Consider the following 20,503-nt stretch of genomic DNA (forward strand, 5'->3'; position numbering starts at 1 on the left):
TTGAACGTAGATTACAGGAGCACAGCGATGAGCGGTTTGGCCGGTCGCAATTCAGAAACACGCGCCATCGTCACCGGCGGCGCGCAGGGCATCGGCTTCGCCGTCGCGGAAGCGCTTGCAGACGAGGGCTGCCGCGCGCTCGCGCTGATCGGCCGCTCGCAGGAAAAGGGCGACAAGGCGGTGGCAGTGCTGAAGAAAAACGGCGTCGACGCCATCTTCATCAGCGCCGATGTCGCCAAGGTCGCCGACTGCAAGCGCGCCGTCGCGACGGCGCTTGAGCATTTCGGAACCTTGAACGCGCTGGTCAACGCCGCCGCCACGTCCGCGCGGGGGTCGTTAGTGGAGACCACCGAAGAACTCTTCAACCAGATCTTCGACACCAATGTCCGCGGCCCCTTCTTCCTGATGCAGGGCCTTGTCGCGCATCTGCTGGAGCGCAAGGCGCCCGGCTCGATCGTCAACGTGCTGTCGATGTCGGCGCATGCCGGCCAGTCCTTCCTCACGCCCTATTCGACCAGCAAAGGTGCGCTGATGACGCTGACCAAGAATGTCGCCAGCGCCTACCGGAAGAACCGCATCCGCTGCAACGCCGTGCTGCCGGGATGGATGGACACCGAGGGCGAGGCGATCGTGCAGAAGAAATGGCACGGAGCGTCGGATGACTGGCTGGAGAAGGCAGAGGCAGCGCAGCCGATGGGCCAACTGGTCAAGCCGGCGCAGCTCGCCCGGCTGATCACCTATATGCTGAGCCCGCAGGCTGGCGTCATGACCGGCTCGCTGGTGGATTATGACCAGAACATTGCCGGCGTTATTGGAGAGTAAGAGCCGACGCCGCGGCAAGCCCTTTCTCCCCGTCACTATACGGGGAGAAATGCCCGGCAGGGCAATGAGGGGCAGCATCGACTTTGACAGTTACCGGTCCAAGCTCAGGTTGAAGGCGGAAGTCTGCCTCGCCCTCCAGCGTCGGCGCCGCCCCTCACCTGCCTGCCGGCATCCTCTCCCCGTATAGTGACGGGGAGAGGGCGCTGTCGCCGACTGTTTCGCCAATTAGCCCGCTAAAACAAAGACTCGTGACAACCGCCCTCGCATCGACTATATGAGCCGCATGATCCACCTGACCGCCTCGTTTTGGTACTTTAGCTACGGTAGCTCGCTGGCGGCGGGAGGATTGCGCTCGATCTGAAAAACTCCAGATCAAAATCCGACAAGCCGCCAGACCTGGCGGCTTTTTTGTTTCAAGCCGGCAGGTCTCCTAAATCAGGAGCAGAAAGCCGTGTTGACCACCACAGACGACCTTCGGGTCACCGAAATCAGAGCCTTGAGCACGCCGGACGAGGTGATGCGCGAGATACCGCGCTCGCTCACCGCGACGCGCACCGTTGCCGCCTCGCGCAACACCATTCATTCGATCCTGACCGGGGCCGACGATCGACTGCTTGTCATCGTCGGCCCTTGCTCCATCCACGATCCGGTCGCGGCCGTTGACTATGCCAGCCGTCTGGCGGCGCTGCGCGAGACCCTGGCCGACCGGCTCGAGATCGTCATGCGCGTCTATTTCGAGAAGCCGCGCACCACGGTCGGCTGGAAGGGGCTGATCAACGATCCCGATCTCGACGGCAGCTTCAACATCGAGAAGGGCTTGCGCATGGCGCGCAACGTGCTGTCGGCCGTCAACAATCTCGGCCTGCCGGCGGCGACCGAGTTCCTCGACATGACCATCCCGCAATATATCGCCGACCTCGTCGCCTGGGGCGCCATCGGCGCGCGCACGACCGAAAGCCAGATCCATCGCGAGCTGGCCTCGGGCCTGTCCTGCCCGGTTGGCTTCAAGAATGGCACCGACGGCAATCTCAGGATCGCCGGCGAAGCGGTGAAGTCGGCAGCCCAGCCGCATCATTTCATGGCGGTGACCAAGGGCGGCCGCAGTGCGATCGCGGCCACCACGGGCAATGAGGATTGCCATGTGATCCTGCGCGGCGGCATTCAGCCGAACTACGATGCCGCAAGCGTCGATGCCGCCGCCGCCGAGCTCGGCCGCATCGGCGTCGCTCCGCGGCTGATGATCGATGTCAGCCACGCCAACAGCGCTAAGAAGCCGGAGAACCAGCCGAAGGTGGCGCATGACGTTGCCGGTCAGGTCGCAGCCGGCGACGAGCGCATCATCGGCGTCATGATCGAGAGCAATCTCGTCGCCGGCCGCCAGGACGTCGTGCCCGGCAAGCCGCTTACCTACGGCCAGAGCATCACCGACGGCTGCATCGACTGGGCGACCACCGAGACCGTGCTTCACGGCCTTGCCGGCGCCGTCGAATGGCGCCGGTCCGTGAAGCGCGAGTTGCTCGCCAGCCGCCAGGGCGCGGCATAAGCCGAATGCAGAGGGCGGCGGTCAGGCCGCCCTCAACCCTTCCCAGGCGGTGAAGATCGATACCCCGAACAGCAACAACCCTGCTGCGCGGCCTGCGAATATGGTCGCTCGCGGATTGTCGACCAGCAGCCCCCGGCTGCGGCCCGCTGTAACGGCGAGCCCGCCATAGATCGCCGCCTGTGTGGCGACCGTCAGCAATCCCATGATCGTCGCCTGCATCCAGATCGGACCGTAAGCCGGCTTCAGGAATTGCGGATAGACGGCAAGGATGAAGAGATAGGCCTTCGGATTGATCAGGCAGGTGACCAGGCCCTGGCGGAACGCCTTCCAGGCCGAGCGGCTGCCGGCTGGCCCGTCATCGCCGACGGTGATCGAGCTGCGCATCAGCGAAATGCCGATATAGGCCATATAGGCGGCGCCGACGATAAGCAGCGGCGTGAACAGCACCGGCACGAAATGCATGAGCAGGCCGACCCCGATCGCCCCGTTCAGCGTGTGCACCGCGCCGCCGAGCATGATGCCGGCGGTGGCCGACAGGCCTCGATTGCTGCCGCCGGTCAGCGCATTGGCCAGCACGAACAGCATATCCATGCCCGGAACGGCGATGATGCCGAACAGAAGCACGAAGAACAGCCAGAGGTTTTCGCCATAGCTCATGTCAGTTGCCTGTCGCTTCGCCCGCCGGGGCAAAAAGGAATCTGTTGATTTTTGAAGTGCGTAGGCGGCCCTATAGGTCACGCCAACTGACGGGGATGTGTCAGTTGCGTTTCGGTCGGGTGGAAAAATGCGCAAGGCCTCGCGCCTGTTCGAGATCATCCAGATCCTGCGTCTGGCCAGAAAACCGGTGACCGCAGCTGCGATGGCCGGACAACTGGAGGTGACGGTGCGCTCGGTCTATCGCGACATCGCCGCCCTGCAGGCGATGCGCGTGCCGATCGAGGGCGGACGGGGCATCGGCTACATATTGCGCCCCGGCTTCGACCTGCCGCCGCTGATGTTTTCCATCGAGGAGATGGAAGCGATCGTGCTGTCGCTGGCGCTGCTCGAACGCACCGGTGACGACGAGCTGAAGCAGGCGGCAAAACGCGTCGGCGCCAAGATCGCCGGCGCCGTGCCGTCGCCCTTGCGGCAGACGCTCGACGCCAATGCGCTTCATGCCTGGGGTTTTGCGGCGCCTTCAGCTTCCGCCGTCGACCTTGCGCAGGTCCGCCGCGCCATCCGCGACGAGGAGAAGCTCGCTCTCTCCTACCGCGACGAGGCGGGACGGGCGAGCGAGCGCATCATCCGTCCGGTCGCGCTGATCTATTATGCCGAGACCGCCAACATCGTCGCCTGGTGCGAGTTGCGCCAGGCGATCCGCAATTTCCGCAGCGACCGCATCGAGGACTGCCGGCCAACGAACCTGTGGTTCAAGGGCGAGGGCGACCGGCTGCGGCAGGTCTGGGTCGACGGCTGGGAGATCAATGCCGCGGCCACCGGCGGCAACTGACGCGCGCCTTGGCTTCAGGGCACGATGCCGCGACAGGCCCAGGCGACATTGGCGAAGGATCGCGGGCCGTCGGGCCGGCCGGCCTGATAGGCATCGCGCATGGCGGCCTCGACGCGCTGCCGCTCGGCCGTATCCAGTGTGGTGATGTATTTGCCGAGCGGGCCTTCTCCGGCGCCGATCGGCGCCCAGAGGTCGTCGAAATCCGCGTAGTCCATGCGGATCATCAGCTCGGCCTCGGTGACTTCGACGAGACCCTGCTCGACAAAGGTCCGCTTCATCTCGCCCGGCTGCATCATCGGCTGGAAGCAGTAGCGGCTGCGCATCTGGCGTCCGCTTTCGCTGAGCGCCGCCATAGTGTCGATCATCATGCGCATCCCGGTCATGCCGCCGTAATGGTCCCAGACCACTGCCGCGACTATGCCGCCTGGTCGCACCACGCGGCGCATCTCGGCCACCGCCTTGCCGGCCTCCGGCACGAAATGCAGCACCAGCAGCGCCAGCGCGCGGTCGAATGCATTGTCCGCGAAAGGCAGCGCCGTGGCATCGGCCTGGCTGATGGTGATGCGCGGATCGGTGTTTTTCTCCTTCGTCGCCGCCACGAAGACCGGGGAAAAATCGATGGCCTGGATCTCGGCAAGATCGGCCGATTTCGCCAGCTCGAAGGTCAGGCTCCCGGTGCCGCAGCCGACATCCAGGATTGTCTCGCCGGGGGCAAGCCCGGCGAAATCGATGAATTTGGGCGCGAGCCTTTGGCTCCAGCGCCCCATGAGTTGCTCATAACCGGATGCTGCATGGACGGTGAAGGTGGACGTCATCGGAACCTCCCTTTCATCAGCTTAAGCTAAACGACGGCGCAACTGCTGCATAGTCGCCGGCAATCTGCAACATCGGCAGCAAGGTAGCCGACCGGATCGGCGGTTATGTAGGTGATTTCACGCCCGCCACGCTCTCCCGCTCCACCAGCGGGCACTCCAGTTTGGTGATGGGATAGCGGCCGCGGCCGGGCGTCGGCGGGGTTTCCAACTGCTCGATCGCCCATTGGCCCATCGCCAGATGCGGCAGGATCGAAGTGGTCAGCGGCGGGAAGAGATGACGGGCGATCTCCTCGTCGTCATAGCCGACCACGGAGATGTCCCGCGGGATATGCAGGCCGGCTTCCTTCAGCGCCTCGTAGCAGCCGATCGCGGTGCGGTCGTTCTGGCAGAAGATCGCGGTGGGCCGCTCCTTGAGTCCAAGCAGTTTCACCGTCGCGGCGTAGCCGGCGCTGGCCGACCAGTCGCCCTCGACCACCAGTTCGGGATCGAAGGGGATGTCGGCGGTAGCGAGGGCACGACGGTAGCCCTTGAGCCGATCCTGCGCGGCTTGCATCCACGGTTCGCCGGTGATGGTGGCGATGCGGCGATGGCCATGCGCGATCAGGTGCCTTGTCGCGCTCTGGCCGCCGGCGATCTCGGAGGGAACCACGGCCGGGAAGGCATAGTCGGCGGTGTAGCAGTTGAGCAGGACGACCGGGATGTCGAGGCTGTAGAGGAAATCCGGCGCCGTGATCTCGCGCGTGAAGATGGTCATATAGATCAGCGCCGAGATGCCCCGCCGCGTCAGCGCTGAAATCGCGCGCGGCTCCATCACCGCGTCGCCCATGGTCTGCGCAACCAAGAGCACGTTGCCGGCGTTCCACGAGGCCTGCCGCGCGCCCTCGATGGCGACCACCGCCTCGGGGCTGGTGGCGAGCTGGTCGACCGCGAAGCCGATGACGCCGTCCAGGCCCTCGAACGGCGTCACCGGCGGCCTGAGCGCCGAGAAGACCGGCGGCGAATAGCCCAGCGCCCGCGCCGCCTCGATCACCCGGTCGCGTGTCTGCTGCGACAGCCTGATGCCCGGCGAATTGTTGAGCACGAACGAGACCGTCGCCTGCGAGCAGCCGGCGGCGCGCGCAATGTCGGTCATGGTCACGCGCCCCTTCGGCTTGGCCGCCGGCTTGCGGCGCCTGGAAGCCCCGGGAGGATCGCGCAGGTCCGTCGGTTCGCTCATGGTCGTTTCCCCAACCCAGCCGGCTCTAAATCAAAGGCGGCGGCAACGGCAAGATGGTCGAGGCCGCTGCGTTTACCGAGATGCGCCAACTAATATGTATTAGCAGGCATGACATACAAATCGCCGGCTACGCCGCTTTGCGACGAAACCGGTCAGACAAGGTCAGCAATGCTGACAATTCGGTCATTTTCCGCGCGGCTGCAGACTTTGCAGCGCTCGCCTCCTCAATCCCGGCACGTCCTTCGACCAGCGTCTCCTCCGCGTCGAAAACGCGCCTCGCGGCTTCATAACTAATAGTCTTTACTAATAGCGGCAAGCGTTCTACTGTCAACTCGCCGTGGCTGTCCGGGCATCCGTTCGGCCCGGCAGGTGCGAGGGACGCTCGCTCGAAACCCGGCTTTTATCGCCGGTCTGGGCCTGCATCCGTTCCCACGAAATGTCGGACAAATCGGACTATTTACGAACGCCACATGAGTGTCTAGTGTCTCGACCGCGGCCCGATCGGCACCGTTCTTAAGTCGGCGGACCTTTGCGCCAGACCCTTGAGGAGGAGGGTTGTCCGGACCGCGGCCGAGACATCGGCGACGAGTTCTACAGTCAGGTTCTACAAGGGAGGTTGAACTATGAAATCCATGATCCGTAACGCATCTGTCGCCGCGGCGGCCGTGCTCATCGGACTTGCGGCCACGGCGGTTACCCGCGCGGACGACAAGCCGACGCTGGCCTTCGTCGTCAACGGCGCGTCAGACTTCTGGAAGGCGGCGGAAGCCGGCGTTAAGAAGGCGCAGGGCGAACTGCCCGACTATAATCTCGAGCTGAAGTATCCCGAACAGTCCTCGGTGGCCATCCAGCAGCGGCTGATGGATGACTTGGTGACGGCTGGCGTCAAGGGCATCATGGTCTCGGCCGTCGATCCCAAGACCTCGACCGACGGGCTGAACAAGATCGCGTCCGAAACCGCGCTGTTCACCACCGACTCCGACGCGCCGCAGACCAAGCGCGTCGCCTATATCGGCTCGTCCAACGTCGATGCCGGCAAGCAGGCGGCCGAGATCGCCAAGAAGGCGATGCCGGACGGCGGCAAGTGCCTCGGCTTCGTCGGCCTGCTCGGCGCCGACAACGCTAAGGAACGCATCCAGGGCATGAAGGACGGGCTCGCCGGCAGCAAGATCGAGCTGGTCGACGTGCGCGGCGACGATATCGACCAGGCGCGCGCCAAGAAGAATGTCGAGGACGCGCTGGTTGCCAGCCCAGACATCACCTGCATGGTCGGCTTCTACTCCTACAACACGCCGCGCATCTATGAAGCGCTGCGCGACGCCGGCAAGCTCGGCCAGATCACCGTCGTCGGCTTCGACGACGATCCGATCACGCTGGGCGGCGTCAAGGAAGGCACCGTTGCCGCGACCGTGGTGCAGCAGCCCTTCGAATGGGCCTATCAGGGCATGAAGCTGATGGCTTCCTACCTCAAGGGCGACAAGTCGGGCATCCCGGCCAACGGCTTGATCATCATCCCGACCAAGATCATCGGCAAGGATGACGTCGATGCCTACGCCGCCAACCTCAAGGCGATGCAGGGCAAGTAAGCCCAAGACAGGTGCGCCGGCTCAAGGGGTTCCTTGAGCCGGCGTTCGTATTGACGGACCCGCCAAGGCCGGTCAGTCTGTGGCCCACCGGCTGCTGTCAGGCGCGATGACCTCTACCGACACCACTCACCCAGACACCGCTCCGTTCCTGAGCCTCGAGGCCGTGCGCAGGACCTATCCGGGCGTTGTCGCCCTGGACCGGTTCTCGATGGAGGTACGGCCCGGCGAGGTCATCGGCCTTGTCGGCGAAAACGGCGCCGGCAAATCGACGCTGATGAAGATCCTCGGCGGCGTGACGCGGCCGGACAGCGGCACCATCACCGTCGATGGCGTCGCGCATGACGGGCTGACCGTCGAGCAGAGCATCGGCTCCGGCATCGCTTTCGTGCACCAGGAATTGAATCTCTTCGAAAATCTCGACGTCGCCGCCAACATCTTCTTCGGCCGCGAGCCACTGCGCGCCGGGCCGTTGAGGCTGGTCGACCGCGCCAAGCTGCGCGAAATGGTGGCGCCGCTGTTGAAGCGTGTCGGCGCCAATTTCTCGGCCGACGCGCCGGTCGCGTCGCTGTCGCTCGCCCAGCAGCAGATGGTCGAGATCGCCAAGGCGCTGTCGATCAGGGCCCGCCTTGTGATCCTCGACGAGCCGACCTCCAGCCTGCCGATGGCGGAAACCGAAAAACTGCTCGACGTCATCAAGGGGCTGAAGGCGCAAGGCATCAGCGTCATCTTCATTTCGCATCGGCTGCACGAGATCGAGCGCGTCGCCGACCGCGTCGTGGTGCTGCGCGACGGGACGCTGGCCGGCACGCTGGCGAAGGACCGGATCAATCACGACGAGATGGTCAGGCTGATGATCGGCCGCATGCTGAAGGAGCGCGAGAAGGCGGGCGAAGCCACGCGCGCGCCGGGCAGTGTGGCGCTGTCGGCCGACGCGATCCGCACCAGCACCTATCCGGACCGGCCGGTCAGCCTCGAGCTGAGGCGCGCGGAGATCCTCGGCCTCGCGGGCCTGGTCGGCTCCGGCCGCACCGAGCTCGCGCGCGTGCTGTTCGGCATTGACGAGCGGCTGGGCGGCAGCGTCACGCTCGACGGCAAGCCGCTCAATGTCGGCTCGGCCGCCGACGCGGTAGCGAACGGCATCTTCCTCGTGCCGGAAGACCGCAAGCTCACCGGCATATTGCTCGATCTCTCGATCGCCCAGAACATCTCGCTGCCCAACCTGCCGGCGCATGCGACGCGCTCGCTGGTTTCGGCCAGTGCCGAGCTCGCGACGGCGGAAAAACAGAAGAAGAACCTCGGCATCAAGGCGCCGTCGGTGCTCACCCGCACCGGCACGCTTTCGGGCGGCAACCAGCAGAAGGTGGTCCTCGCCAAATGGCTGGCGATGAACCCCAAGGTTATGATCCTGGACGAGCCGACGCGTGGCATCGATATCGGCGCCAAGGCCGAAATCTACGGACTGATGCGGGCGCTGGCAGATGCCGGCGTCGCGGTGCTGATGATCTCCAGCGACATGGAAGAGGTGATCGGCGTCTCGGACCGCATCGCGGTCATGCATGAGGGGCAGATCTCCGGCATCCTCGACAAGGACGATTTCAGCCAGGAGAACGTGCTCTTGCTGGCGGTCGGCAAGAAGCCGAAACTGCTGCAAGCGGCGGGAGGAGTTGAATGAGCAAGAAAGATCTCGGCCTGCTGATCCTGATCCTGGTGGTCGGCGCGGTGGTGACGGCCATTAATCCGCGCTTCCTGTCAGCGATCAATCTCGCCAACACCTCCAACCTCGTCGCGCTGTTCGGCATCCTGTCGATCGGTCAGGCCTTCGTCATCATCACCGGCGGCATCGAATTGTCGGTCGGCTCGCTGATCGCGCTGCTCGGCACCCTGTTCATCGACTTCATCGCTGTCCGCGAACTGGACTGGCCGCTGGCCTTCGTGGTGATCATCGTGCTCGGCGCCGTCATCGGCTTCGTGCATGGCTGGCTGATCACAAGGCTGAAATTGCAGCCCTTCGTGGTGACGCTGTGCGGCCTCTTGATCTATCGCGGCGTGGCGCGTTTCTACACCGCCGATGGTACGGCGGGCTTTGCCTTCGGGCAGAATTTCCCGACGCTCGAATTCCTGACCGCGGGCCGCTCCTACGGCTTGCCGAACTCCTTCATCGCGCTGATCGTCATTGCCATTGTCATGTGGGTGGTGCTGCACCGCTCGGTGTTCGGCCGCTATCTCTACGCCATCGGCAAGAACGAGGAGGCGGCGAAATATTCCGGCATCCGCACCGGCCGGATCATCATCGCGGCCTATGTCATCTGCGGCGTGCTGACGGCGCTGTCGGCGATCTATTTCGCCATGTACACGCGCTCGATCTCGCCGGCGAGCCACGGCCAGTTCTATGAGCTCTACGCCATCGCCGCGGCGGTGCTCGGCGGCTTCTCGCTGCGCGGCGGCGAGGGCTCGCTGGTCGGAGTCCTGCTCGGAACTGTGCTGCTGCAGGAACTGCAGAACCTCGTCAACCTGCTCGGCATCCCCTCATCCCTCAATTTCGCGGTAATGGGCGGCGTCATCCTGATCGGCGTGCTGGTCGACCAGCAATGGGGCGTCTTCCGCGCCCGGCGCCGCATGATCGAAGCGACGCGCCAGAACGTTGCCGGCGCGCCGGCGGAGTAATCTCGCTCTTCGGACAACGGCCTGATTGGATCGATGCTCGCGGATGAGACGCCGGGCGCGTGCGGATTCGTCGACGAATTGCAACAACCCGTGAACCGGAAAACAGCCCTTGTCGGCGAATCGGGGCTGGGCTAAGCAGTTGGTATCTGAGCATTCCAAGAACAAAAATGGGAGTAACTACAGTGACATCATCACGTTGGATCGCGCTCGCGGCGCTGGCGTTGACCTGCTCGACCCCGGCACTGGCCAAGGACTGGAAGACCGTCTCCGTCGCCATGGAGGGCTCCTATGCCCCCTGGAACCAGACCGATGCCAGCGGCAAGATCGTCGGCTTCGAGGTGGATATCCTCAACGATGTCTGCGCCCGCGCCAAGCTCGAATGCAACATCGTCGCGCAGGATTGGGACGGCGTCATTCCGGGCCTCACCGCAGGCAAGTTCGACATCGTCATGGACGGCATGTCGATCACCGAGGAGCGCATGAAAACGATCGACTTCTCGATCCCTTATGCCTCGTCGCCGGTGGCCTTCCTGGCCGACAAGAACGGCCCGCTGGCCAACCTGTCCAACAGAGGCAAGATGATCGATCTGTCGAAGGACGACGCCGAATCCAAGGCGGCGCTCGACACGCTGCGCAAGGAGCTCACCGGCAAGAATGTCGGCCTGCAGGTCTCGACCACCGAGGCGACCTTCGCCGACAAATATCTGAAGGACGTCGCCAACGTCCATGAATACAAGACCACCGACGAGCACGACCTCGACCTGATGGCGGGCCGCATCGACGTGGCCTTCGCCGACACCACCTATTTCCTCGGCACGCTGGCCAAGCCCGACGCCAAGGACCTGGAATTCGTCGGGCCGCAATTCAAGGGTGGTCCGATCCTCGGGCCGGGCATCGGCGCCGCCTTCCGCAAGAGCGACAAGGACCTGCAGGACATTTACAACAAGGCACTCAAGGCCGCGCTCGACGACGGCTCGGTGTCAAAATACTCCATGCAGTGGTTCAAGATCGACATTACCAAGTGATGTCGCAACGGGAGCAGCCAAGGCTGCTCCCGTTTTGCATTGAGACAAGGAACCGTCGCCGGGAAGGAAGGCGTACGTGGAGTTTCTCAACGATCTGCAGGCGCAGTTTTCGACGGCCTATGAGCTGCTGGCCGCCGGCTGGGGCGTGCAACTGCTCTGGGGCATCGCCTGGACGCTCGCCGTCACCGTCGTCTCGATGCTGATTGGTGCTGCGCTGGGCTCACTGGTGGCTGCGGCCAAGCTCTCGCATCGCGGCGGATTGAGGTTCATCGGCGAGAGCTACACCACCGTCTTCCGCGGCGAACCGGAACTTCTGATCATCTACCTGTTCTACTATGGCGGCACGCAGGTGCTGACCGGTGTGGCGCGGTCGACCGGATCGATCGGCTCGACCGACATCCTGAACATGCCGAGCTTCCTCGGCGGCGTGCTTGCGGTCGGCATCATTTCCGGCGCCTACCAGGCCGAGGTTTTTCGCGGCTCGTTCCTGGCGATCCACCGCGGCGAGCTGGAGGCGGCGCGCGCCTACGGCATGTCGGCCTGGCTGCGGTTTCGCCTCGTGATCGTGCCCCAGGTGCTGCGCCTCGCCGTGCCGGGGCTGGGCAATGTCTGGCAATTGACCATCAAGGATTCGGCGCTGATCTCGGTCACCGGCGTCGCGGAGCTGATGCTCACCGCGAACAAGGCCGCGCGTTCGACGCATCATTCGCTGCTTTTCTACACGGTCGCCGGCATCCTTTACCTGGTGATGACCTCGATCTCGACGCCGATCTTCGAAAAGGCCGAGCGTTACACCTCACGCAGTTTCACGCGGCCGAAGTGAGAGATGGCGGTGGATTTTGATTTCTATCTTTCCACCATGTGGAGCGTGCTCAAGGCGCTACCGCTGACGCTCGAGATCTGGTTCTTCGGCATCGCCTTCGGGCTCGTCATCGCCACCGGCCTGACCTGGCTGCGGGCTTCCGGCTACAGATTGGGCGAATATTTCACCCGCGCCTATGTCTTCATCTTCCGTGGCTCGCCGCTTCTGGTGCAGCTCTATTTGATCTATTTCGGCCTCTCCCAGTTCGACTTCGTCCGCCACAGCTCGATCCTGTGGCCGATCCTGCGCGATCCGATGTATTGCACGATCGTCGCCATGGCCTTGAACACGGCCGCCTATGAGAGCGAGATATTCCGCGGCGCGCTGCGGGCGGTGCCGGTCGGACAGATCGAGGCGGCCAAGGCGTTCGGCATGTCGGCCTTCACCCGTTTCCGCCTCGTCACGCTCCCGATCGCGCTGCGGCTCGCTCTGCCGGCCTATTCGACCGAAATCATCCTGATGACCAAGGCGACCGCGCTCGCCTCGGTGGTCACGATCATGGAGATGATGGGAACGGCGCAGAAGATCCAGCACGACACGTTCCGGCCGATCGAGGTGCTGACCTGCGCCGGCGTGATCTACCTGCTGCTCAACCTGTCGATCGCCCGGCTGTTCGCCTGGGTCGAATACCGGCTGTCGCCGCATCTGCGGCCGCCGCCCGAGCAGAGTCAGCAAATCAAACCCGTACCGGAGGTGTTGTGATGTCGGCAAATGTCGCCGCTGCCGCGAAAGCAGCACCGTCCTCCGGAGAGACGCCTGCCATCAGCGTCAAGGACCTGCGCAAATGCTTTGGCGATCACGAGGTGCTCAAGGGCATTTCGCTGGAAGCCCACAAGGGCGACGTGATTTCCATCCTCGGCTCCTCCGGGTCCGGCAAGAGCACGATGCTTCGCTGCATCAACCTGCTGGAGACCCCTGACTCCGGCGAGGTGCGGGTCGACGGCGAGCTGATCAAGATGAAGCGAAGCCGCGACGGCCATCAGATGCCGGCCGACATCCGCCAGGTGGAACGGATTCGCGCCAACCTCGCCATGGTCTTCCAGAGCTTCAATCTCTGGTCGCACATGACCGTGCTGGAAAACCTCGTCGCAGCGCCGACGCATGTTTTGAAGCGGCCGCGCGCCGAGTGCCTGGAGCAGGCCGAGGCCTTGCTGAAGCGCGTCGGCATATGGGAGCGCCGCAACTACTATCCGCCGCATATGTCGGGCGGCCAGCAGCAGCGCGCGGCAATTGCCCGCGCCCTGGCGATGAACCCCAAGGTGATGCTGTTCGACGAGCCGACATCGGCGCTGGATCCGGAACTGGTCGGCGAGGTGCTGCGCGTCATGCGCTCGCTTGCCGAGGAAGGGCGCACCATGCTGGTGGTCACGCATGAGATGAGTTTTGCCCGCGACGTATCGAGCAAGGTGATGTTCCTGCACAAGGGCGAGGTGGATTCGGTCGGCGAGCCGAAGGAGATGTTCGCCAGGCCGCCGACGCCGCAGTTCAAGCAGTTCATCGCCAACTTCAACAAGTGAAGCGCAGACTTCCCTTCTCCCCTTGTGGGAGAAGGTGGATCGGCGCGAAGCGCCGAGACGGATGAGGGGTGTTCCAGCTGGGCAATGGCGTTCGCCTGGCAGCACCGTTGTGCCAACCGCCAGCGCTTCATTCCTTCCAGCACCCCTCACCCGGCCGCTTCGCGGCCACCTTCTCCCACAAGGGGAGAAGGGGAAGGCGCTTAGATCATGTCCGACAGATCGGAGAACGCCATCGCCTTGCGCAGCACCTCGGCGAAGCGTTCGCCGGCGAGCTCCTTGTCGCCGCTGTTGTCGATCGAGGTGACGTCCGGCCCGGTCAGCTTGACGCTGGCGCTGCGCGCCAGGCGGGCAAGCACTTCGCCGCGCGATTCGCGGCCGCGCGCCGCCAGCCGCTCGGCGAGGATCTCCGGCGTGGCGGTGATCTCGACCACGGCCAGGTTGGCGTAGCGTTCGCGCAGCGCCGGGATGACCGCGCGGGAGACATTCGCCACGGCGACATGGCCGTTCGCCACGGCCCAGTCGACATCGGCCGGCAGGCCGTAGCGCAGGCCGTGCGCGTCCCAGCACAGCGAGAAGGCGCCGTCTGCCTCGGCTTCCGCGAAGGCGGCGTCCGCCAGCGTGTCGTGGTCCTCGCTTGCCGTGTCGCTCGGCCTGGTGATGACGCGGCGCACGAATTCCAGCCGCGTCTCACCGGCAAAGCGCTGCTTGGCGTAGCCGATCACCGTGTCCTTGCCGGCGCCGCTCGGACCGACCACCGCGACGAAGACGCCGTTGCGGATCGGCAGGCTATCGGTCAGCTCGCGCTCGATGAGGGCCGACGCCATCATGCGACCCGGCGGCCCTGGCGCCACACGGTGCGCACGACCGGCACATGGTCGTCGACGCGCACGCGCACCAGGTCGGCCCGGCGGCCCGGCTCGATGACGCCGCGATCGGCGAGGCCGACCACTTCGGCCGGGTTCTTCGAGACCATCGCCACCGCCTGCGGCAGCGAAATCCCTTCGACAACATCGCCGAGGAAGAAGGCCGACTGGATCAGGCTGAAGGGGATGTAGTCGGACGACAGGATGTCGAGCAGGCCGTCGGCGGCAAGCGTGCGCGCCGAGACATTGCCGGAATGCGAGGCGCCGCGCATGACGTTCGGCGCACCCATCAGCACGCCGAGACCCGCCGCCTTGGAGGCCTTGGCCGCTTCTTCCGTCGTCGGGAACTCGGCGACGCGCACGCCCTGCTCGATCGCCTCGTCGACATGGCCGGCGGTCGCATCGTCATGGCTGGCTAGCACGATGCCGCGCTCGCGGCAGGCGGCCGAGATGAAGACCCGGTTCGGGCCGGAATTGCGGGCCGATTCCGCCATCCGCTTCTCGCAGAATTTCTGGAAGTCGCGGTCGGTCAGCTTCAGCTTGCGCTGGTAGTAATAGGCATAGGTTTCAAGATTGACGAACTGGCGCTGTCCGGGCGCATGGTCCATCAGCGAGGCGAGCTTCACCCTGTCGTCGGTCTCGAAATTGGCGAAAGCCTCGAGGCAATCGGGCGCCGAGACCTCGCAGCGCAAATGGATGAAATGGTCGGCCCTGAGCCGATCCTGGCGCACGCTGTCCTCGATCGCATCGGCCAGCTTGCGCACATCGTCGGATTTCAGGTCGGCGTCCTCGTCCATGCCGACGCGCAGGGCGTCGAGCACGGTGGTGATGCCGGCGGTCGCCACCTGGGCATCATGGGCAAGCACGGCGGCGATCGGGTTCCAGCGCACTTTCGGGCGTGGCGCGTAATGCCCTTCGAGGTGATCGGTGTGCAGCTCGACGAGGCCCGGGATGATGTAGTCGCCGCCCATATCCTCGCCGGTGCGGGCAGCGCCCGGCTCGACGGCGGCGATCAGGCCGTCGCGCAACAGAAGCGAGCCCTCGACGATCTCGTCGGGCAGCACGATGCGGGTATTGGTGAGAACGGTTTCGGCGGTCATCTCAGGCGGTCCTATCTCGAGCGGTCGGCAATCAAATCAAGCTGTCTTGCGGGCCTGGCCACGGCCAAGCGCGTGGTGCGAAAGCACCATGAACGGGGCGCCGGGCTCGCTTTCGACGAACAGGGTCAGCGCATCCACCGGCACCGGCTGCCGCAGCACGTCGGCGAACAGGCCGTCGATCGCCGCGCGAAGACGCGGGCTCTCCTCGGGCCCGACGCGCCCCGACAGCGTCATGTGGAAGCGGAATGTGTCGAAGACGTAAGGATAGCCCCATTGGCAGAGGTTGCGGAACTCGTCCGGCTTCAGCGCATCGGGGCTGCGGCGCTCGATCTCGGCCTCGGTGAGCGGCGCGCGGAAACTGTCGAAGGCGCGCACCACCTCGCCGGCGAAGTCGTTGAGCGGCGCGAACCGCGTTTCCGGCACCAGCGCGAAGAAGCCGTCGATCTGCCCGACGACCAGACGCGGGATGACGACAGGCGGCGTCGCCTCGGCGAAAGCGTCGAGCGCGGCCCGCAGCGAGGCTTCGGTCTCGTTCGGCGCCAGCCGGAATGGCGCCTTCAGCGTCGCATGGAACCCGTAGCGCCTGGCCGACGCCGTGTGGAAGGCGACTTCCGCGGCAGACAGATCGCCCACGGCCTCCACCGGCCGCGTCGCCGCCCCGAATGGGTCGCGGCCCAGCCAGTTGGCGGCAATGCGCGCCAGCTTCTCGTCCTGTTCCGGTGTGTAGTAGATGGCGTAGCGCATTGGCGTTCCTCGTCAAGCGCGCCGCGCCCGAAGGATCATGCGACGCGCTTCAAGTCATTGTCTTGGCAAGTCGTGGGTCCCAAAACGCCAAGGCGTTTGCGGCGACATGCACCGGAACCGCTGCCATAGGTGATTTCCATGACGGATTGACGAAGCTTTCATGGGTTTTCGAAGGCAAGTCCAGCCGCAAGCTCGTTAGCCGACGATTTTCTCCCGGCTGGACCAATGCGCAGTCAGGCCTTCATCAGCCATTCGTGCTCGGCCGCGTTGTGGAATTTCCACGTCCGCTTCGGTCCGGCCATGACGTTGAGATAATAGAGGTCGTAGCCGTGGCAGGCCGCGCAGGGGTGATAGCCCTTCGGCACCAGCACGACATCGCCGTCCTCGATCGCCATCGCCTCGTCCAGCTCGCGCACGCCGTTGCGGTCGGCGTCGGTGTAGACGCGCTGGAAGGCAAAACCCTGCGGCGGGTTGAGGCGGTGATAGTAGGTCTCTTCCAGGTAGGACTCGGCCGGCAGATTGTCCTGGTCGTGCTTGTGCGGCGGGTAGCTGGACGTGTGGCCGCCGGGCGTGATGACCTCGACCACCAGCAGCGAATCCGCCGGCTTGCCCTCGGGCAGGATATTGGTGACGTAGCGCGTGTTGGTGCCCTTGCCACGTACCTCCTGGCCGAGATCGTCCGGCCCGATGACGCGCGCCGGCAGGCCGCCGCCGAGGCCCGGCGCCGAGCAGACGGCGAGTTCCAGCTCGGTGTCGGCGGTCACCGACCATTCGGTGCCTTGCGGCACATAGACCGACCACGGCTTGCCTTCGAAAGGCGACATGCGCTCGCCGAGCAGGCCGAGATCCTTGCCGCCGGCGGTCGCCTTGCCCTTGCCGGTGACGAAGACCAGGCAAACCTCGCGGTCGCCCGTCTTGCCGGACGCCGTCTCGCCCGCCTTCAGCCGATGCAGGTCGAACCCGACATAGGTCCAGCCGGCGCTTTGCGGCGTGACATGCGCGACATGGCCGTGGCCCCTGTCGGCCTTGACGATGAGTTTCGACATGCGGGGCTCCTTTGGATTATTCCTTCGGCTCGGCCGGAGGCTTCGCCTCCTCAACCGGCTTGTAGAGATAGAAAAACTGCCACACCGCATAGCCGGCGAAGCCGAGCGCGATGACGCCCCAGAACGGCGTACCGGAGGCGAACTCGATCGCCGACCAGATCAGGCAGACCACGACGACGGCGATGCGCCGCCACAGCGGCCTGAAAAAGGGGTGCTCATAGTCTTTCATCGCGCCAATCCAGGATTTGCCCAAAGCGCATCAGATAGATCGGATGCCCTGTCTAATCCACCGTTCAGGCCGGAAACCCTTGCGTCTCCACCGTGTAGCCGGCGGCTGTCATCACTCGCATCAGCTCCTTGTGGCCGACCTGGGCCATCTTGAGCGGCGGGTTCTTCTTAGGATCCTGTTCGGCTTCCACGACGAACCAGCCTTCATAGCCATAATCTGCGAAACGCTGCACAATGGCGCCGAAATCGAGCGAGCCGTCGCCCGGCACGGTGAAGGCGCCGAGCGCCACGGCATCGAGGAAGGACTGTTTGGAGCGGTCGAGCCCCTCGATCACACCCATGCGCACATCCTTCACATGGACATGGTTGATGCGCTTGTGATGGTTGTCGATGGCGCGCAGCACATCGCCGCCGGCAAAGGCGAGATGGCCGGCGTCGAGCAAAAGCGGGATGCCTTCGCCGGAGTTGCGCATGAAGGCATCGAGCTCCGGCTCGGTCTCGACCACAGCGGCCATGTGATGGTGGTAGGAAAGCGGCATGCCCTGCTCCGCGCACCATTCGCCGAATTCGGTGACGCGCCGGCCATAGGCCTTCATCTCGTCGTCCGAAAGTTTCGGCTTGGTGGCCAAAGGCTTTGAGCGGTCGCCCTGGATCGAACGGCCGACCTCGCCATAAACGATGCAGGGCGCGTCGACCGCCTTGAATAGGTCGATCATAGGCTGGATGCGGTCCTTGTTCTTCGCCAGGTCCTCGTTGACCAGCGTGCCGGAGAACCAGCCGCCGCAAAGGGTGACGTCGGCAGCTTTCAGGATCGGCAGCATCACCGAAGGATCATCGGGAAAACGGCGGCCCTTTTCCATGCCGGTGAAGCCGGCCGAGCGCGACTGGCGCAGGCACTCCTCCAGCGACACGTCGTCGCTCAGTTCCACGAGATCGTCGTTCCACCATGCGATGGGAGACATGCCCAGTTTGGCTTTCAAGTCGTCACTCCAAATGTCGGTTCGTTCCTACCATCAGCCTTTGTGGGGAGGGTCGCCGCGAAGCAGCGGGGAGGGGGCAGCGCCGACCCCACCCGGACCTTCGGTCCGACCTCCCCACAAGGGGAGGTAGGGGATCTGCGCTGTCAGCTTCAATCTCCGATCTTCTGCATCTGACGCTTTTCTTCGTAGACTTTGCGCGCGGCGTTCACTTCGCGTCGCGCCGAGACTTCCGGCACGGCGACGTCCCACCAGTGGCCGCCGGCGTCGGTCGAGATCAGCGGATCGGTGTCTATGACCAGAACCGTCGTCCTGTCGTTCTTCTTCGCCTTGGCCAACGCCGTCTCCAGCTCGGCGATCGACGCCGCCTTCTCGGCGATGGCGCCCATGCTTGCCGCATGCGCGGCGAAATCGACCTCGGGCAGCACTTCGTGGCGCGCGTCCTTCAAGAGATTGTTGAAGTTGGCGCCGCCGGTCGCCATCTGCAGCCGGTTGATGCAGCCATAGCCGCGGTTGTCAAGCAGCACGATGGTGAGCTTCAGGCCAAGCATCACCGAGGTGGCGATCTCGGAATTCATCATCAGATAGGAGCCGTCGCCGACCATGACGACGACCTCCTGATCGGGTTTCGCCATCTTGGCGCCGAGCCCCCCGGCAATCTCATAGCCCATGGTCGAGAAGCCGTATTCCCCATGATACGAGCCGGGAGCGCCCGCCTGCCAGAGTTTGTGCAGTTCTCCCGGCAGGCCGCCGGACGCATTCAGCAGCGTCACGCCCGAGCCCATGGCGCGCTGCACGGCGCCGATCACCTGCGCATCGGAAGGGTAGGCGGCGTTGGTCGAAGCCGTCACCTTGGCGGCGGCGGCCTGCCACTCCATCTTGCCCTTCAGCGCATTGTCGGTCCAGGCGCTAGGGGCCTTCCAGCCATTCAGCGCCGCGCCGAGTTCTGCCAGGCCCTCGGCGGCGTCGCAAACCAGCGGCAGCGCCCAATGCTTGCCGGCATCGAAAACCTGGGTATTGAGGCCAATGATGGTCCGGCCGGCATTCTTGAACAACGCCCAGGAGCCGGTGGTGAAATCCTGCAGCCTGGTGCCGACGGCGAGCACGACATCGGCCTCCTCGGCCAGACGGTTGGCGGCCGATGTGCCGGTCACGCCGACCGCCGCCATGTTGAGCGGATGATCGTCGGGCAGCGAAGACTTGCCGCCCTGCGTTTCGCAGACCGGAATGCCCGCGCCCTGCACCAGCTTCACCAGTTCACCGGAAGCCTGCGAATAGAGCACGCCGCCGCCGGCGATCACCAGCGGCTTCTTCGCTCCTTTCAGCGCTGCGACGGCCGCCGCCAATTCATTGCGGTCCGGGCGCAGCCTGCGCGGCGCCCAGACGCGCTCGGCGAACAGGCTTTCGGGATAATCATAGGCCTCGGCCTGCACGTCCTGGCAGAGCGACAGCGTCACCGGGCCGCATTCGGCGGGATCGGTCAGCACCTGCATCGCGCGGTTGAGCGCCGGGATGATCTGCTCCGGCCGCGTGATGCGATCGAAATAGCGCGACACGGGCCGGAAGCAGTCGTTGACGCTCGCGGTGCCGTCGGAGAAATCCTCCGCCTGCTGCAGCACCGGGTCGGGCAGACGGTTGGCGAACACATCGCCGGGCAGGAACAGGACGGGCAGCCGGTTCACATGCGCCAGCGCCGCCGCGGTCACCATGTTCAGCGCGCCGGGGCCGATCGAAGAGGTCGCGGCCATGAAGCGGCGGCGGAAATTCGCCTTGCCATAGGCGATCGCCGCATGCGCCATCGCCTGCTCGTTATGGGCGCGGAAGGTCGGCAGCTCGTCGCGGACCTGGTAGAGCGCCTCGCCGATGCCGGCGACATTGCCATGGCCGAAGATTGCCCACACGCCGCCGAAGATCGGCACCGTCTTGCCGTCGATCTCGGTCATTTGGCGGCTGAGAAAGCGGGTCAGCGCCTGCGCCATCGTCAGGCGAACGGTCTTCGTCATTGT

At 64.8% G+C, this 20,503-nt stretch carries 20 protein-coding genes; 10 read left to right on the top strand and 10 right to left on the bottom strand.

What is annotated here, in order from left to right; translation table 11 throughout:
* The first annotated feature begins 27 nt into the window (after positions 1 to 27).
* Positions 28 to 822, top strand: coding sequence for an SDR family oxidoreductase (locus EJ068_RS16500; protein ID WP_126080079.1), 795 nt, complete (start codon positions 28 to 30; stop codon positions 820 to 822).
* Between the two features lie 451 nt (positions 823 to 1,273).
* Complete coding sequence (locus tag EJ068_RS16505; RefSeq protein ID WP_127249752.1) at positions 1,274 to 2,365, top strand: 3-deoxy-7-phosphoheptulonate synthase; 1,092 nt, start codon at positions 1,274 to 1,276, stop codon at positions 2,363 to 2,365.
* A 21-nt stretch (positions 2,366 to 2,386) separates the two neighbouring features.
* Here EJ068_RS16505 and EJ068_RS16510 read toward each other — a convergent pair whose 3' ends face one another.
* Positions 2,387 to 3,022 carry a LysE family translocator gene (locus EJ068_RS16510; protein WP_127249753.1) on the bottom strand — a complete coding sequence of 212 codons (636 nt, stop codon included), beginning with the start codon at positions 3,020 to 3,022 and terminating at the stop codon, positions 2,387 to 2,389.
* Positions 3,023 to 3,149: 127 nt separating this feature from the next.
* Here EJ068_RS16510 and EJ068_RS16515 point away from each other — a divergent pair, with 127 nt between their 5' ends.
* On the top strand, positions 3,150 to 3,854 hold the full coding sequence (locus EJ068_RS16515) for a YafY family protein (protein ID WP_126080076.1): 705 nt from the start codon (positions 3,150 to 3,152) through the stop codon (positions 3,852 to 3,854).
* A gap of 14 nt (positions 3,855 to 3,868) precedes the next feature.
* Here the strand turns inward: EJ068_RS16515 and EJ068_RS16520 are convergent, their stop codons facing one another.
* The gene (locus EJ068_RS16520) at positions 3,869 to 4,669 is read right to left on the bottom strand and encodes a class I SAM-dependent methyltransferase (protein ID WP_126080075.1); all 801 of its coding nucleotides are present in this window, start codon (positions 4,667 to 4,669) and stop codon (positions 3,869 to 3,871) included.
* A 103-nt stretch (positions 4,670 to 4,772) separates the two neighbouring features.
* Positions 4,773 to 5,885: a LacI family DNA-binding transcriptional regulator gene (locus EJ068_RS16525; protein ID WP_189341992.1), complete on the bottom strand. Its 1,113-nt coding sequence runs from the start codon at positions 5,883 to 5,885 to the stop codon at positions 4,773 to 4,775.
* 623 nt (positions 5,886 to 6,508) lie between these two features.
* On the opposite strand from EJ068_RS16525, the gene EJ068_RS16530 reads away from it, so the two are divergent.
* The 7 genes from EJ068_RS16530 to EJ068_RS16560 all read left to right on the top strand — a co-directional run bounded on the left by EJ068_RS16530 (position 6,509) and on the right by EJ068_RS16560 (position 13,539).
* Positions 6,509 to 7,471 carry a sugar-binding protein gene (locus tag EJ068_RS16530; RefSeq protein ID WP_127249754.1) on the top strand — a complete coding sequence of 321 codons (963 nt, stop codon included), beginning with the start codon at positions 6,509 to 6,511 and terminating at the stop codon, positions 7,469 to 7,471.
* Positions 7,472 to 7,577: 106 nt separating this feature from the next.
* The gene (locus tag EJ068_RS16535) at positions 7,578 to 9,143 is read left to right on the top strand and encodes a sugar ABC transporter ATP-binding protein (protein WP_127249755.1); all 1,566 of its coding nucleotides are present in this window, start codon (positions 7,578 to 7,580) and stop codon (positions 9,141 to 9,143) included.
* Positions 9,140 to 10,135: an ABC transporter permease gene (locus EJ068_RS16540; RefSeq protein ID WP_126080072.1), complete on the top strand. Its 996-nt coding sequence runs from the start codon at positions 9,140 to 9,142 to the stop codon at positions 10,133 to 10,135. The genes EJ068_RS16535 and EJ068_RS16540 overlap by 4 nt, the downstream gene beginning before the upstream one ends.
* 182 nt (positions 10,136 to 10,317) lie before the next feature.
* Positions 10,318 to 11,160, top strand: a complete 843-nt coding sequence (locus EJ068_RS16545) for a transporter substrate-binding domain-containing protein (RefSeq protein WP_245463127.1) — start codon at positions 10,318 to 10,320, stop codon at positions 11,158 to 11,160.
* Positions 11,161 to 11,236: 76 nt separating this feature from the next.
* The gene (locus EJ068_RS16550; RefSeq protein ID WP_245463128.1) at positions 11,237 to 11,983 is read left to right on the top strand and encodes an ABC transporter permease subunit; all 747 of its coding nucleotides are present in this window, start codon (positions 11,237 to 11,239) and stop codon (positions 11,981 to 11,983) included.
* Between the two features lie 3 nt (positions 11,984 to 11,986).
* Positions 11,987 to 12,724, top strand: a complete 738-nt coding sequence (locus EJ068_RS16555; protein WP_127249758.1) for an ABC transporter permease — start codon at positions 11,987 to 11,989, stop codon at positions 12,722 to 12,724.
* The gene (locus EJ068_RS16560) at positions 12,724 to 13,539 is read left to right on the top strand and encodes an ATP-binding cassette domain-containing protein (RefSeq protein WP_127249759.1); all 816 of its coding nucleotides are present in this window, start codon (positions 12,724 to 12,726) and stop codon (positions 13,537 to 13,539) included. The genes EJ068_RS16555 and EJ068_RS16560 overlap by 1 nt, the downstream gene beginning before the upstream one ends.
* Before the next feature lie 200 nt (positions 13,540 to 13,739).
* Here the strand turns inward: EJ068_RS16560 and phnN are convergent, their stop codons facing one another.
* The 7 genes from phnN to iolD all read right to left on the bottom strand — a co-directional run bounded on the left by phnN (position 13,740) and on the right by iolD (position 20,500).
* Complete coding sequence (gene phnN / locus EJ068_RS16565) at positions 13,740 to 14,366, bottom strand: phosphonate metabolism protein/1,5-bisphosphokinase (PRPP-forming) PhnN (protein WP_189341982.1); 627 nt, start codon at positions 14,364 to 14,366, stop codon at positions 13,740 to 13,742.
* Positions 14,363 to 15,502, bottom strand: a complete 1,140-nt coding sequence (locus EJ068_RS16570) for an alpha-D-ribose 1-methylphosphonate 5-triphosphate diphosphatase (RefSeq protein ID WP_127249761.1) — start codon at positions 15,500 to 15,502, stop codon at positions 14,363 to 14,365. Before EJ068_RS16570 ends, phnN begins: the two co-directional genes overlap by 4 nt.
* 36 nt (positions 15,503 to 15,538) lie before the next feature.
* Complete coding sequence (locus EJ068_RS16575; protein ID WP_126080068.1) at positions 15,539 to 16,246, bottom strand: DUF1045 domain-containing protein; 708 nt, start codon at positions 16,244 to 16,246, stop codon at positions 15,539 to 15,541.
* A 233-nt stretch (positions 16,247 to 16,479) separates the two neighbouring features.
* A complete protein-coding gene (gene iolB / locus EJ068_RS16580) occupies positions 16,480 to 17,292 on the bottom strand; it encodes a 5-deoxy-glucuronate isomerase (protein ID WP_127249762.1) in 813 nt (270 codons plus the stop codon).
* Positions 17,293 to 17,308: 16 nt separating this feature from the next.
* Positions 17,309 to 17,521, bottom strand: coding sequence for a DUF3329 domain-containing protein (locus EJ068_RS16585; protein ID WP_127249763.1), 213 nt, complete (start codon positions 17,519 to 17,521; stop codon positions 17,309 to 17,311).
* A 64-nt stretch (positions 17,522 to 17,585) separates the two neighbouring features.
* Positions 17,586 to 18,500: a myo-inosose-2 dehydratase gene (iolE, locus tag EJ068_RS16590; protein WP_127249764.1), complete on the bottom strand. Its 915-nt coding sequence runs from the start codon at positions 18,498 to 18,500 to the stop codon at positions 17,586 to 17,588.
* Between the two features lie 149 nt (positions 18,501 to 18,649).
* Positions 18,650 to 20,500 carry a 3D-(3,5/4)-trihydroxycyclohexane-1,2-dione acylhydrolase (decyclizing) gene (gene iolD / locus EJ068_RS16595; RefSeq protein WP_127249765.1) on the bottom strand — a complete coding sequence of 617 codons (1,851 nt, stop codon included), beginning with the start codon at positions 20,498 to 20,500 and terminating at the stop codon, positions 18,650 to 18,652.
* Between the last annotated feature and the right edge of the window lie 3 nt (positions 20,501 to 20,503).

The organism is Mesorhizobium sp. M2A.F.Ca.ET.043.02.1.1, from assembly GCF_003952405.1.
Taxonomy (GTDB): Bacteria; Pseudomonadota; Alphaproteobacteria; order Rhizobiales; family Rhizobiaceae; genus Mesorhizobium.

Bases quoted from the DNA above. Each gene is read 5' to 3' on its own strand.
- EJ068_RS16575 (WP_126080068.1), bottom strand. From the start codon at position 16,246: ATGCGCTACGCCATCTACTACACACCGGAACAGGACGAGAAGCTGGCG.
- EJ068_RS16540 (WP_126080072.1), top strand. From the start codon at position 9,140: ATGAGCAAGAAAGATCTCGGCCTGCTGATCCTGATCCTGGTGGTCGGC.
- EJ068_RS16500 (WP_126080079.1), top strand. From the start codon at position 28: ATGAGCGGTTTGGCCGGTCGCAATTCAGAAACACGCGCCATCGTCACC.
- EJ068_RS16510 (WP_127249753.1), bottom strand. From the start codon at position 3,022: ATGAGCTATGGCGAAAACCTCTGGCTGTTCTTCGTGCTTCTGTTCGGC.
- phnN (WP_189341982.1), bottom strand. From the start codon at position 14,366: ATGATGGCGTCGGCCCTCATCGAGCGCGAGCTGACCGATAGCCTGCCG.
- EJ068_RS16560 (WP_127249759.1), top strand. From the start codon at position 12,724: ATGTCGGCAAATGTCGCCGCTGCCGCGAAAGCAGCACCGTCCTCCGGA.
- EJ068_RS16570 (WP_127249761.1), bottom strand. From the start codon at position 15,502: ATGACCGCCGAAACCGTTCTCACCAATACCCGCATCGTGCTGCCCGAC.
- iolB (WP_127249762.1), bottom strand. From the start codon at position 17,292: ATGTCGAAACTCATCGTCAAGGCCGACAGGGGCCACGGCCATGTCGCG.
- EJ068_RS16535 (WP_127249755.1), top strand. From the start codon at position 7,578: ATGACCTCTACCGACACCACTCACCCAGACACCGCTCCGTTCCTGAGC.
- EJ068_RS16555 (WP_127249758.1), top strand. From the start codon at position 11,987: ATGGCGGTGGATTTTGATTTCTATCTTTCCACCATGTGGAGCGTGCTC.
- EJ068_RS16530 (WP_127249754.1), top strand. From the start codon at position 6,509: ATGAAATCCATGATCCGTAACGCATCTGTCGCCGCGGCGGCCGTGCTC.
- EJ068_RS16520 (WP_126080075.1), bottom strand. From the start codon at position 4,669: ATGACGTCCACCTTCACCGTCCATGCAGCATCCGGTTATGAGCAACTC.
- EJ068_RS16525 (WP_189341992.1), bottom strand. From the start codon at position 5,885: ATGAGCGAACCGACGGACCTGCGCGATCCTCCCGGGGCTTCCAGGCGC.
- iolD (WP_127249765.1), bottom strand. From the start codon at position 20,500: ATGACGAAGACCGTTCGCCTGACGATGGCGCAGGCGCTGACCCGCTTT.
- EJ068_RS16585 (WP_127249763.1), bottom strand. From the start codon at position 17,521: ATGAAAGACTATGAGCACCCCTTTTTCAGGCCGCTGTGGCGGCGCATC.
- EJ068_RS16515 (WP_126080076.1), top strand. From the start codon at position 3,150: ATGCGCAAGGCCTCGCGCCTGTTCGAGATCATCCAGATCCTGCGTCTG.